This is a genomic window from Streptococcus sp. UBA3373, assembly GCF_002360305.1.
In the GTDB taxonomy this organism is placed as follows: Bacteria; Bacillota; Bacilli; order Lactobacillales; family Streptococcaceae; genus Streptococcus; species Streptococcus alactolyticus.
Map to the genome: position 1 here is coordinate 47789 of NZ_DEQF01000049.1, position 13307 is coordinate 61095.

Here is a 13307-nt window from a genome sequence, read left to right on the forward strand (position 1 = left end):
CACCAAATGGCTGGTGGAGAAGGACTAAATCAATATAGTTTGTTTGAAGTTTAGCTAAAGAAGCATCCAGAGAAGCTTTTGCTTTCTCATAGCCATAATTGCTTATCCAAATTTTAGTTGTGATAAAAAAATTTTCACGTGCAATCCCTGACTTACGGATAGCATTTCCAACAGCTTCTTCATTCTTATAGGATTGAGCTGTATCAATTAAACGATAACCAACTAAAATGGCATCACTAACCACACGCTCGCATTCATCGATATTAGGAATTTGGTAAACTCCAAATCCTAAAATAGGCATTTTAATACCGTTTGATAATGTTTTGTATTCCACTAGGTTCTCTTTTCCACATCAAGATTTTGTGATTTCTTCGTTAAACAAATGCTGTTCTTTTTTAAGAACGATGTTTTGGTAGTTTTGAATTTTGCGGTTGAGTCGTCTGTGGGCTTCTTGCAATTCGGCAATGCGGGCTTCTAATTTGACACGTTCTTCTTCTAATAAGTCTAGCCTTGCTTGTTCGGTGCCATCACCTGCTTCCACCAAGCCCATGTACTCAATCAAGGATTCGATGCCAACGCCTGCTCTTCTGAAACAACGGACAAATTCCAAGGCCGCAATGTCACGTTCTGAAAAATCACGAACGCCCGACGCCTGACGTTTGACGCGTGGAATCAAGCCAATCCGCTCATAATAACGAATCGTATCTGCCGAAATCCCTGTCTGCTCGCTAACGGTTTTGATATTCATAGGTCATCTCCTCTCTTTGTTACCTTCAGTATATACCTTAGAGTCCACTCCAAGTCAATCCCAAAAAGGAACTTTTTAGTAAAAATATAATCGTTTTCTAAAATAGGCTGGAACACCAAAAAAAGCACCCAGACCAATCTAAGTGCTAAACAATTTCATCACTCTCTTCTATCGTCCCAATAGTCGCGGAAACGATTCAAATCAGGCAGGGACAAATTGCCTCTGTCTTTAGTCAAGGTAGCTAATTTACTGTGTCCCATAAAAGCCCCCAAAAAGAGCTTGGCCGACTTGGCTAGGAGAAACTTCTTCTCTGCTCCAATAGAGTAAAAGGAGATTAGACTAGCAGAGAGTTTCGACATAAATTCTCGATTAACCGCCAAATCGTTGATACTGGTAATGCCACTGGACATGAGGGTGTCAAACAAGGTATCAAACAAGAGTTTTAATTCTTGGCTTGATAAATCATCCGTCCACTGTTTAAAGGTTTTTTCAAGATTTCGGCTCAATTCTGTTGGATGCTCGGCAATTAGCCATTGGCCTGTTTCAGCGTCCATTTGCCAATTGGTCAAAGCGTGCTGCATGATGCCCACACCTTGACTTTGAACGATAACTGGCTCGATGTCATTGTACAACATCACCCCAACGATAGACTCTTCTGGTCGAATAACCCGCACCTTATCGCGAATTGCTCGGTAACCTTCTTTTGCAAGGTCGGCTTCATTAAGCCCTGGAGAATCCAACATATAAATCTGCGTGATTTGCGAGCGAAGGTCAGGACGCACATTAGCCGCCGCGTATAGGGCTAAATTGCCACCTTTAGAATGCCCTGACAAGGTAAAAGAACCCGCATTCTCACTTAAAATTTCTTCCAAATATTTCAAAGACGAACGATGAGCTGGGATTTCTCGCACATAACTCAGTTTGAAATCTTCCTTCCAACCAATCAAGGTGTCATCAGTCCCACGAAAAACCAGTTGGCGATAATCTAACTGAGGTAAACTAAAGACCATTGCCGCAAACTGTCTTTCGTATTCTTCGTCCACATCATTGACATAATAAGACACGTGCAAATCCGCAAAACGGTCCGATTCCGCCACTGTTTTTAGCAAATCAATACGTGATTTAGTCGCCAAAAAATTGCGGTCCAAGGTCTTTTCCCCCGTGCTATACGGACGAAAAACTTCTTGCACCAAGACATCCTTGGTCACATCGATACTGGCATCCAGTTCTTCAAAACAAAAATAACCCAACTCATTTAGGCACATTTTATCCGCCTCATTAAGTGGAAAAGCCTCGAAAGTCTTGTCTTGATGTTGCGTCACATAATCGTTTATTGTCCCCATAAGTCCCCCTTTTGCGAAACACGCCATCTGATTGCTGCTCAATGGGCAATCGTTTACACTCCTATTATCTCATATTTTTGAAAAAAATGGATTTTAACTGTATTTTTTTCATGTTTTCCTCATGTATTTTCAAAAAATGGCAAAAAAACAGTTAGGGCTGCTCCTAACTGTCAGCTTATTTGATAATGTGTTCCATACGGGTTTCTTGCGGGGTCATGCCTTGATGTTGGTAAAAACGCAGAGCCGCTTCATTGGCATTCCAAACGTTCAAGGTCACATTGTAGCAACCAATCTCTTTCGCATAAGACAAGGCAAACTGGTACAACTGCTCCCCAATTTTGTGCCCACGCGCTGCCGCGTCCACACACAAATCATCGATAAACAAGGTTTTGTGAGGAACTTTTGGCGCTTGTGCTTCCTCAATGATAGTAAACATATGCCCCAACACCTTGCCCTCTTCGCCTTCATAGACAAAAATAGGACGCTTATCATCAGAAAGCAGATCTGCCAATTCTTGCTCCGTGTATTTCACACCTTTAGCTTGGAACAAATCAGGTCTTACTGCATGATGTACGGACAAAACTTGTTGCAAAAGGTCCATTAAGCTTGGAATATCAGCACTTGTCGCAAGTCTAATGGTCATGTCTAACTCCCCCATATCTCTTTTTATCTATTATACCATCTTCTTTGTGGCTTGTAACTACGGCAGAGCTTATTTTTCTAATGCCCTGGCCAAGCGGATGTTCCTCCTAGCACATTTACGACTTGGTAACCTTCTTGGTCCAAAAACAAACTTGCCCGCTCAGAACGCCCACCGATCTGACAAATCACATAATAAAGCATGTCCTTATCTAATTCTTGGTACCGTTCGACCAATTCACTCAATGGTAAATTAACCGCCGTTGGCACGTGCCCTGTGGCATATTCGTCTGGCTCACGGACATCAAGCACATGACATTGTTGTCTTTGCAGGTGTTCTTTCAGGTCCTGTGTTGTAATGGTTTTAATCATAATGCATCTTATCTCCTTTTTTATTCTCATTTATTAACATAAAAAGATGTTTTTTGTGTTATCGTTTGCATTTCTTAATGCCATTTTGTCAAAAAGGTGCTATACTTATCCTTAGTAACGTTTATGCGTTCATAAAGGAGGCCTCATGACTAAACAAGAAATGGTTAATTATCTCTTAGACTACTTGCTAAAGGAAAATTCGCAATACAAAGCAATTCATATTCCAGAGGATTTGTCAGGTCAAGAGTCCTTATTGCGTGCTCTATTAAATGTTCGTCCTCCAATGGCGACATCTCGGCACTTCCTCTCTGTTCAAAACGATTATTTGCAATTAAAAGCGGCAGAGCGTGTAGTGGTTTTTCTCAACCACTTACACACTGTTCCCAACGATGAGCGTTTTTACGTTTGGAAGGGGGATATTACACGGCTAAAAGTTGACGGTATTGTTAATACGGCGAGTCGTCATCTGCTAGGCTGCTTTAAACCTTTGCATAATTGCTCGGAAAATGCCATCCACACTTATGCGGGTGTTCAGCTGCGACAAGATTGTTACAATCTCATGGAGCAACAGCCTTATGAAGAACCAACAGGAACAGCCAAAATCACACCCGCTTACAATCTGCCTGCCAAATTTGTCCTACACACCGTCAGCCCTAATCTCAGCGGACCTCTGACCCCCATGTCTAAGGATTTGCTGACGCAAACCTATTTGGCTTGCTTGGGCTTGTCTGAGAAAAATCAGCTAGAATCCGTGGCACTACCTGCGATTAATTCTAGCAAGGACCCGCATTTTGTCGATGAAAATGTCGCTGAAGTCGCCGTCCAAACAACCAAACAATTCTTAGAACAAAGCCACTTTGTCAAAAAAGTCATCTTTGCCGTCAATAACGATAAAGAACGCCATATTTATCAAAAGTTGTTGAATTGATTCCAATCATCAACCTCAAAACCGTTAGCAATAGCTAACGGTTTTTTCTTACTCAACAATGGCTTTGGCAATGTCTTCTGGGCTGATATTGGCAAAGTAAAGGCTTGTGTCTATAGTTTGGAGTTTAGCTAGGACGTCTGAATACTCATAGCGAAGGCCAATAAGGGCTTTCTCAATATCTGAAACGTCTTTGATGCCAAAGAAGTCACCGTAGATTTTAATGCCCTGAATGATGGATTTGTCTATGTCAGCATAAATGGTTAGTTTACCTGCTGGGTAGCGAACCGAGCGCTTGATTGTGTACTCAGGAGCTGTGCCGTAGGTCCAATCCCAGGTGCCAAATTGTTGGTCTGCCAAAGTCTGAATGGCTTGCAATTCCTGCTCTGAAAAATGGTATTGGGTCATGTCAGGGTACAATTCTCGCATTTTGTTGAGCAATTTTTCTGAGAAATCATCAACCGTGATTTTTTCAGGCAATTCATCCAAGATATTGGTCACACGCGCACGCACAGACTTCACACCTTTGGATTGGATTTTATCCTTTGAGATCTGCAAGGCATTGCCAAGAACGGTCATATCCACGTCAAAGAGCAGGCAACCGTGGTGCATCATTCGCCCCTTGTAGTAAGCTTGGGCATTACCACAAAATTTCTTGCCGTCAATCTCAAGGTCGTTTCGTCCTGTGAAAGTTGCCGTTACGCCGAGATCCGCCAAAGTGGCAATAACAGGCTGAGAAAAGGTCTTGAAATCAAAAGCCCCTTCTTGAGATTTGTTGGAAATAATCGTGTAATTGAGATTGTTGAGGTCGTGGTAAACGGCTCCGCCACCTGACAAACGCCGCACCACATGGATACCATGCTCATCTGTGTAAGCCTTATTTATTTCCTCAATAGCATTTTGATGCTTGCCGATAACAATAGTTGGCTCGTTAATCCACAGGATAAATAGCTCATCTTCTTCTAATAATTCACGAAAAGCATAGGCTTCCAAGGCAATGTTGTAGGCTGGATTGTGAGAATGATTGATAATGTATTTCATCTAATGGTCCTTATCTTTGAGAATGGCGAGGTGTTGGTGGGTTGTGAATGGCTTCTCCGATAGTATCCATGAAGGCTTCGTACATATTTTCAGAGAAGGTTGGGTGTCCATGAATGGCTTGTGCCACATCATCAACGGTCAATTCATTTTCCATAATGGTTGCGGCTTCGTTAATGAGTTCGGCTGCAGCAGGTCCAATAATGTGAACGCCAAGAATTTCATGGTATTTGCGGTCTGCAATGACTTTGACAAAACCTTGCACTTCGTTAGATGCTAAGGCTCGTCCGTTGCCAGCAAAGCTTGATTTGCCAATTAAAACATCGCCGTATTGTTCTCGTGCCGCTTCTTCCGTCAGACCAACCATGGCAACTTCTGGATGGGTATAAACAGCTGCTGGGGTGTATTTGAGGTTGGCTTTGCGATGATTGCCACGAATAGCATTTTCAGCAGCCACTTCGCCCATACGATAAGCAGCGTGCGCCAGCATTTTTTGCCCATTGACATCACCTGGAGCGTAAATGCCTGGGATAGAGGTTTCTTGGTAGGCATTGACTTTGATGCGGTTGCCTTCCATTTCCAGATTGAGGTTTTCAAGTCCTTGCATTTGTGGAACGCGTCCGATAGATAGCAGGGCTTTTTCAGCTTGAATGCTTTCGCCATTTGTCAGGGTCAAGGTCAACTGGTGATTGCTTTCCTTGATTTCCGCTACGCCAACATTGGTCTTGATGGTCATGCCCTTTTTAGTGAGAATTTTTTGCAATTCTTGAGACACTTCTTTATCCATGGCTGGAATAATGCGGTCTGCCATTTCGATAACAGTGACATCAACACCGTAAGACGCCCACACCAAACCAAGTTCAATTCCAACAACGCCACCGCCCATAACAGCTAGTGACTTAGGCATTTCTCGCAAATCTAAAATATCATCAGAGGTCAAAACAAGAGGTGACTCAATACCTGGAATGTTAATCCGCGATACTTTTGAACCTGTCGCCAAAATAATACTATGCCCCTGAATGGTTTGAGAGCCAATGGTTACGGTTTTATCTGGATTAACCTGAGCAAGACCATCAAAAATAGTAACCTTGTTAGCCTTCAAGAGCCCACGAACACCGCCTGTCAAGGTTTTAACAACCGAATTTTTAAAATCAACGGTTTTATCCATGTCAATGCTGTAATTGGTTGAGGCGAGGTTTATTCCGCGTCCAGCAGCAATTTTGAGTCCGTCCAAAATTTCAGCGTTTTTGAGATAAGTTTTGGTTGGAATACAGCCAACATTGAGGCAGGTACCACCAAATTCAGATTTTTCAACGATGGCTACTTTAGCTCCTAATTGAGCCCCACGAATAGCGGCATAATAACCTGCAGGACCGCCACCGACGACAATCATATCGTATTCCTCAGCTGCCAGCAACACTTTGTCATGGTTGGTTTTGGCCACTGAAACGGCTGGCGGAACGACCAAGCCTGCTGCAGTTAGGTCTGAGACAGCTTTATCGGCTGTCCTTTGCAGACTTGATTCGACGGCCTCACCCTCAGCACCAATGTAACCAATGATTTCTGTGACAGGGACAACATCGCCTGCAGGATGCACAATCTTTAAAAGTACCCCTGAATCCTCGGCTTCGATTTCCATATTGGTTTTGTCAGACATGATTTCAAGGAGAATATCGCCCTCGTTCACAGAATCCCCTTCGGCTTTTTTCCACTCTAAGATTTCGCCCTCTTGCATGTCAACGCCGAGCTTGGGCATGATAATTTCTACTGCCATTGCTTTTTCCTTTCTGTTAATTAGATGAGCAATTCCAAAGGATTTTCAAGAAGTGCTTTCAAATCCAGCATGAATTTGGCACCGTTCATGCCATCCACTAGCCTGTGGTCAATGGTCAAACTCGTTCCCATAATAGGACGAATAACCACCTCACCTTCATATGCTACTGGCGTATCAATCGTCGCTGAAATACCTAAAATAGCCGAATTTGGCTGGTTGATAATGGGGTTAAATGATTTAGTGCCAAACATCCCCAGATTAGTGATTGAGAAGGTTGATCCTGACATTTCTGCCGCTTTTAATTTGCCAGCCTGCGCTTTTTGAATGACGTCTTTTGAAGCCACCACGAATTCTGACAAAGTCATTTGGTCTGCACCGTGAACCACAGGTACCACTAAGCCGTCTGAAAGCCCAACGGCAATTCCTAAATTCACAAAATGATGGAGTTCAATGTCCTGCGCATCATGTATCAAAGAAGCGTTAAGAAAATGGTGTTCTTCCTTCATCAAGGTTTTAACTACAGCAAGCCCAATCAAATCGGTAAAGGTCACCTTGTAACCTGTTTTGGTCTTGATTGGCTCAAGCAATTGCTGACGCAGCGCTATGAGATTGGTCATATCGATATCGTAATTTAAGGTAAAGGTTGGCGCCGTGAAATAAGATTGGGTCATGCCTCTTGAAATAGCCTTACGCATAGCAGACATCTTGATCACTTCAACGCCGTCTTGGGCTTGATTCACAGCAAGAGGTGTTTTTTGCGAAGTAGCCACTTTTTCTGCTGGCACACTGGCTAAAACATCTTCTTTGGTAATTTTGCCACGCGCCCCTGTACCAACCAAAGTATTCAAATCAACGCCCTTATCTTGCGCAATCTTGCGAGCCAAAGGTGTCACGCGCACTGCCTTAAAGGCCTGCACATCTGCTTCATGCACACGCCCATTGGCACCGCTTCCCGTCACTTTTTCAAGGTCAATCCCTCGCTCCCGCGCTAGCTTTCTAGCAGCTGGGGTCGCACGAACCTTGCCATTATCCACTTTTTTAGGGGCAGTAGCTGGCGCTGACACACCTGACAAGGATTGGGCTGGTGCTTCCTGAGTTGACGGACTTGGACTAGCCGTCTCCTCTCCCACAGAATCAGGGAGGGCTTCACCTGCTGCACCGATGTATCCGATTACTTTGGTCACAGGCACAGCATCACCCGCAGGATGCACGATTTTCAAAAGAACTCCTGAATCCTCAGCTTCGATTTCCATATTGGTCTTGTCAGACATGATTTCAAGCAAAATATCGCCCTCTTGGACACTATCTCCTTGGGCTTTTTTCCACTCTAGGATTTCACCTTCTTGCATATCTACGCCGAGTTTTGGCATAATAATTTCCTTTGCCACAGGCCACACCTCCCTTAGTTGTCGCGTCCATTGCGTGCCATTTGATACAGAGCAGCTTTAATCTTTGTCACATCTGGTAAAATACCTTCTTCCAAGACGCGAGCATAAGGCACTGGCACATCTTCACTAGCCAGTCGCACGATAGGATAGTCTAAGTAATCAAAAGCATCACTCTCAGTCACCCGCGCAGCAATTTCCCCAATAAAGCCACCTGTTTTGTAGGCATCATTAACCAACATGAGGCGTCCTGTCTTTTTAACCGACTGGATAATCAGGTCCATATCAAGCGGGATAAGGGTCCTTGGGTCAACCACTTCAACGCTGATACCATCTTGTGCCACCTCGTCAGCTGCCTGCAGCACACGCTCCAACATTCGGCCATAAGACACAATTGTCACATCTGTTCCTTCACGCTTAATCTCACCCTTACCAAGTGGTAGATACTCCTCAGCATCCAAACTCACTTCTTCTTTTTTGCCGTAGAGGGCTTTTGGTTCCATGAAAATGACAATATTATTATCTCGAATGGCTGATTTTAAGAGCCCTTTAGCATCGTTAGCCGTTCCTGGTGCAACCACCTTAATGCCTGGAATATGGGTCAACCAAGCCTCTAGCGATTGCGAATGTTGGGCAGCTGAGCCGATGCCAGAACCAGAGGCCACACGGAAGGTCACGGGTGTTTTTAGACCACCACCAAACATATAATTGTTTTTAGCACCGTTATTAACAATGGCATCAAGGGCAATGGTGATGAAATCCATAAAGGTCACATCCACAATAGGACGCAGACCTGTAATAGCAGCCCCAATAGCACTCCCTGCAATCGCCGCCTCTGAAATCGGCGTGTCTTTCACTCGTTTGGCACCAAATTCTTCAATCAGACCTACAGACGTTCCAAAGTCACCGCCATAAATCCCGACGTCCTCACCCATGAGAAAAACCATGTCGTCTTTGCGCATTTCCTCAGCCATCGCAAGATTAATGGCTTCACGAAAGGCCATTTGTTTTGTTTCAGTCATTATCTCTCTCCTTTTTGATGCAAATGCCTAGTCAGCCCAAACATCTTCAAATGCCACTGCTAAATCTGGCTCAGGGCTATTTTGAGCAAAAGCGTAAGCGTCATCGATTTCTTTGACCACTTGAGCATCCAAAGCATCCAATGCTTCAGCGTCAACCAAGTGATTGTCCGTCAAATAGGTGCGAAAGAGGACCAGCGGGTCTTTTTTCTTCCACTCATCGACTTCTTCCTTGCTGCGGTATTTTCCAGCATCGGCCGTTGAATGCCCAAACCAGCGGTAAGATTCTACTTCCACGATGGCTGGTCCCTTACCAGCACGCACATGCGCAACCGCCTTACCCATCGTGTCGTAAACCGCCAACACATCATTGCCATTTTCACAGTAAAAACCTGGAATGCCATAAGCTTCCGCACGCGTGTAAAGGTGAGGGGTGTTGGTTGCTTTTGTGATGTCCATCGAAATACCGTAACGGTTATTGATGATAAAGAAAATCACTGGCAAGTGCCATGTGGCAGCTAGGTTCACGGATTCATGGAAAGACCCTTCGTTGGTTGCTCCATCACCCGAAAAAGCCACGACAATATTGCCTGTTTGCTTGTAGTCTTGTGTCAGGGCGGCACCAACAGCTAGGGCATAGCCACCCCCTACAATACCATTGGTACCGTAATTGCCTTTTTCAAAATCCGCTAGGTGCATCGAGCCCCCACGGCCTTTAGATACCCCATTCACCTTGCCTGCCAATTCGGCCATCATTTTATTCAAATCCATGTCCTTGGCAATACACTGCCCATGCCCACGGTGATTTGAAAAAATAATATCATCATAGGTCAAGTGAGCCATAGCCCCAACACTAGCTGCTTCTTCCCCCACAGAAAAATGCGTCATGCCTTGCACAAAGCCTCGGCGGACGAGTTTATTGATGCGCAGGTCAAACTCACGAATGCGCTGCATTTTGAGATACATCTCTATATAGTTTTCACGTGACAAATTCATCTGATTGCCCTCCAAAATTTCCATGTCTTACTCTCTTTATCATAAGCTATTATTGGTCAAATCACAAATTATTTAACCGCTTTTTTGAAAACGATTTAAAGAAAAAAACAACCCTGAAAACAGTTCAGCCATTTTCAAAGGTTGTTTGGATGGGTTAGTCGCTAATTGCGTTTCCTGTATAAAGTTGGTAATAGCGTCCTTTTTGCGCCATCAAATCATCATGGTTACCCCGTTCGATGATACGACCACGCTCAAGCACCATGATGCAATCAGCATTGCGAACCGTTGACAAACGGTGGGCAATAACAAAAGTTGTGCGCCCTTTCATGAGAGCGTCCATCCCTTCTTGGACGTGCACTTCTGTCCGTGTGTCAATAGAAGAGGTTGCCTCATCCAAAATCAAGGCTGGTGGATTGGCTACCGCCGCACGCGCAATCGCTAGCAACTGACATTGCCCTTGTGAAAGATTGCTACCATCACCAGTCAAAACAGTGTCATAACCTTTCGGCAGGCGTTTGATGAAGTCATGAGCATTGGCTAATTTAGCGGCCTCGATACACTCCTCATCTGATGCCGTCAGGCGACCATAACGAATATTGTCCATCACCGTTCCTGTAAAGAGGTGTGTGTCTTGAAGCACAATCCCTAGGCTACGGCGAAGATCTGCTTTCTTGATTTTGCGGATGTTGATACCATCGTAATGGATTTTCCCTTTTTGAATATCGTAAAAACGGTTAATCAAGTTGGTAATAGTGGTTTTCCCAGATCCAGTTGAACCGACGAAGGCAATCTTTTGCCCAGGTTCTGCAAACAAATTGATATCATGCAAGACCATCTTGTGGTCGTTGTAACCAAAGGTTACATCTGAGAAAGTCACGCCACCTTCAAGTTTGTGGTAGGTCACCGTACCATCCTCGTGTGGGTGTTTCCATGCCCACATACTTGTGGTTTCTGGCACCTCTTGGATGTGACCAGCAGCGTCCACCTTGGCATTCACCAGCTCAACATAACCTTCGTCCCCTTCCACATCAGCATCAAGTAAGGTAAAGACACGGTCAGCACCCGCCATCACCGGTTCAACTGGATCTGGGAAAACCACTATTACTACCTTGCTCAATCCACGTATTGTATTTATCAGGGAAACGCTCGATAAATTCATCCGCACAGGCTTGGCGACAAGCTTCAATGCATTCTTCTTCCGTCGCGTCCTCATTTCCCCAGCGAAGATTATCCAAAATAGTTCCTGAAAAGAGGATATTTTTTTGTAGCACAACGGCAACTTGGTCACGCAAAACTTCCAAATCGTATTGGCGGACATCATGACCACCCACAGTAACGGAACCAGCATCCACATCGTAAAGACGGGAAATCAAGTTTGCAAATGAGGTTTTTCCTGAACCTGTACCGCCGATAACACCGATAATCTCACCCGATGCAATAGACAAATCAATGTCAGATAGCACTTCCTCACCACTACCATGCTTGTACGAAAAATGCACATGATCAAAACAAATGCTGCCATCTGGCACTTCCATCAATGGATTTTCAGGATTCACAATATCTGCTTTTTCCGTCAACACTTCTGATATCCGCTCAGCACTGGCCGTACTCATGGAAATCATGACCATAATCATAGACAACATCATCAAAGACATCATCATGGCAAAGATATACGAAAAAAGCGACGTCAATTCCTCTGTGGTCAAGCTTCCTGCCACGATAAAGTGTGCCCCAAACTACGACAAGCAAATCATACACGCGAAGATGATAAACATCATGATTGGGTTATTGAAAATGACAATTTTTTCAGCCTTAACAAAAAGCTGGTAAATGTTCTCTGCTGCCTTGGTGAATTTTTTATTTTCATAATCTTCGCGCACAAAGGCTTTTACCACGCGAATACCAGAGATATTTTCTTGAACACTGGCATTGAGTTCATCGTATTTACGAAAAACGTAATTAAAACTCATCATGGCTCTGCGCATGATAAAGTAGAGCGAAGTTGCTAAAATCACTACCGCAATCAAAAACATGATACTCAAGCGACGGTCAACCACAAAGCACATAAACATACTGAAAAACACGGTTAAAGGTGCTCTGACTGCCACACGGATAATCATTTGGTAGGCATTTTGGACGTTTGTGACATCCGTTGTCATCCGCGTCACCAAACCAGCCGTGCTGTATTTATCGATATTAGAAAAGGCAAAGGTCTGAATATTATCGTACATCCCCTCACGTAAATTAGCCGCAAAACCAGCCGAAGCTTCTGCCGCAAATTTTCCAGCTAAAAAGCCAGTTGTCAAACCACAAATGGCTAGAAATAGCATTAACAAGCCAAATTTCATAGCGACAGCCATATTACCCGCCTGAATCCCTTGGTCAATCAATTTCGAAATCACAAAGGGAATTGACATGTCGAAGAAAACTTCCAAAACGGCACACAAAGGAGCTAGTAAAGATGGCGTTTTGTACTCCTTCACCTGCGCTAGTAAAGTTTTAATCATTCTCATCACCTCTTTCTACAACATTATAATAAGCTCTTTCAAGCAATAAATGAAACGTCTCCTGCTCGTCTTTGGTAAAATCCCCCACAATTGCACGCTCTGAATCATCCAAGTGTTCACCCAAACGATTAATCAAAGCCCTACCTTCGTCAGAAATTTCAACTTTTTTGATACGCTTGTCTTTCTCATCTTGGCTTGTGATAATCATATTTTTTTGATCTAAACGCGCCAAAATACCAGCCATTGTCGGCTGAGACACTTCAAATTGTTTCTCTAATTCTTTAAAAGTGTAGCACTTCTCTGTTCGTTTCAAAAACATCAACACCCATGACTGCATAATCGTAATATTATACGGTTTTAGGAAATTATTCATGTTTTGTTCCAAACGATGAGCTATCCGTTTGACTAACCAGCCATAAGGAGCATTTGTCGGGTTCATTATTGCCTCCAAACTCAAAAAAGCAAGCCTCTCAAAACTTAGCCCCAAAACAATTTTTTAGCTAAATTTCAAGATTTGCTAGACATTTTCATCTATTTACCAATAGTTATTATAGAACTTTG

At 43.7% G+C, this 13307-nt stretch carries 12 protein-coding genes and 3 pseudogenes; 1 reads left to right on the forward strand and 14 read right to left on the reverse strand.

Annotation, left to right across the window (positions count from 1 at the left end; genetic code table 11):
• The 5 genes from B3R79_RS06385 to B3R79_RS06405 all read right to left on the reverse strand — a co-directional run.
• The coding region (locus B3R79_RS06385; RefSeq protein WP_293695749.1) for an aldo/keto reductase at positions 1 to 334 on the reverse strand (334 nt) is incomplete at its 3' end.
• Between the two features lie 18 nt (positions 335 to 352).
• Positions 353 to 748 carry a stress response transcriptional regulator NmlR gene (gene nmlR / locus B3R79_RS06390; RefSeq protein WP_168260903.1) on the reverse strand — a complete coding sequence of 132 codons (396 nt, stop codon included), beginning with the start codon at positions 746 to 748 and terminating at the stop codon, positions 353 to 355.
• Positions 749 to 906: 158 nt separating this feature from the next.
• Positions 907 to 2091: an Mbeg1-like protein gene (locus B3R79_RS06395; RefSeq protein WP_293695751.1), complete on the reverse strand. Its 1185-nt coding sequence runs from the start codon at positions 2089 to 2091 to the stop codon at positions 907 to 909.
• A gap of 175 nt (positions 2092 to 2266) precedes the next feature.
• Complete coding sequence (locus B3R79_RS06400; protein ID WP_204984553.1) at positions 2267 to 2734, reverse strand: GNAT family N-acetyltransferase; 468 nt, start codon at positions 2732 to 2734, stop codon at positions 2267 to 2269.
• A gap of 77 nt (positions 2735 to 2811) precedes the next feature.
• Positions 2812 to 3102, reverse strand: coding sequence for a rhodanese-like domain-containing protein (locus B3R79_RS06405; RefSeq protein ID WP_168260905.1), 291 nt, complete (start codon positions 3100 to 3102; stop codon positions 2812 to 2814).
• A 145-nt stretch (positions 3103 to 3247) separates the two neighbouring features.
• On the opposite strand from B3R79_RS06405, the gene B3R79_RS06410 reads away from it, so the two are divergent.
• Positions 3248 to 4030 carry a protein-ADP-ribose hydrolase gene (locus B3R79_RS06410; protein ID WP_293695758.1) on the forward strand — a complete coding sequence of 261 codons (783 nt, stop codon included), beginning with the start codon at positions 3248 to 3250 and terminating at the stop codon, positions 4028 to 4030.
• Between the two features lie 48 nt (positions 4031 to 4078).
• On the opposite strand, the gene B3R79_RS06415 is transcribed toward B3R79_RS06410, so the two are convergent.
• The 9 genes and pseudogenes from B3R79_RS06415 to B3R79_RS06455 all read right to left on the reverse strand — a co-directional run bounded on the left by B3R79_RS06415 (position 4079) and on the right by B3R79_RS06455 (position 13185).
• Positions 4079 to 5068 carry a lipoate--protein ligase gene (locus B3R79_RS06415; RefSeq protein ID WP_168260907.1) on the reverse strand — a complete coding sequence of 330 codons (990 nt, stop codon included), beginning with the start codon at positions 5066 to 5068 and terminating at the stop codon, positions 4079 to 4081.
• Between the two features lie 10 nt (positions 5069 to 5078).
• Positions 5079 to 6458 carry a dihydrolipoyl dehydrogenase gene (gene lpdA / locus B3R79_RS06420; RefSeq protein WP_394992044.1) on the reverse strand — a complete coding sequence of 460 codons (1380 nt, stop codon included), beginning with the start codon at positions 6456 to 6458 and terminating at the stop codon, positions 5079 to 5081.
• A 122-nt stretch (positions 6459 to 6580) separates the two neighbouring features.
• Positions 6581 to 6839, reverse strand: a pseudogene (locus B3R79_RS07485) (biotin/lipoyl-containing protein); the annotation flags it as partial.
• A 20-nt stretch (positions 6840 to 6859) separates the two neighbouring features.
• Positions 6860 to 8227, reverse strand: a complete 1368-nt coding sequence (locus B3R79_RS06425) for a dihydrolipoamide acetyltransferase (RefSeq protein WP_293695764.1) — start codon at positions 8225 to 8227, stop codon at positions 6860 to 6862.
• Positions 8228 to 8241: 14 nt separating this feature from the next.
• Positions 8242 to 9246, reverse strand: coding sequence for an alpha-ketoacid dehydrogenase subunit beta (locus tag B3R79_RS06430; protein WP_168260910.1), 1005 nt, complete (start codon positions 9244 to 9246; stop codon positions 8242 to 8244).
• A gap of 27 nt (positions 9247 to 9273) precedes the next feature.
• Positions 9274 to 10239 (reverse strand): thiamine pyrophosphate-dependent dehydrogenase E1 component subunit alpha, encoded by a 966-nt coding sequence (locus B3R79_RS06435; protein ID WP_154454250.1) that lies wholly within the window; start codon positions 10237 to 10239, stop codon positions 9274 to 9276.
• A 154-nt stretch (positions 10240 to 10393) separates the two neighbouring features.
• Positions 10394 to 11308 (reverse strand): annotated as a pseudogene (locus B3R79_RS06440) (ABC transporter ATP-binding protein); the annotation flags it as partial.
• Between the two features lie 28 nt (positions 11309 to 11336).
• Positions 11337 to 12746, reverse strand: a pseudogene (locus B3R79_RS07450) (ABC transporter ATP-binding protein); the annotation flags it as partial.
• Positions 12739 to 13185 carry a MarR family winged helix-turn-helix transcriptional regulator gene (locus B3R79_RS06455; RefSeq protein ID WP_009853976.1) on the reverse strand — a complete coding sequence of 149 codons (447 nt, stop codon included), beginning with the start codon at positions 13183 to 13185 and terminating at the stop codon, positions 12739 to 12741. The gene B3R79_RS06455 and the pseudogene B3R79_RS07450, both read right to left, overlap by 8 nt.
• Positions 13186 to 13307: the final 122 nt, after the last annotated feature.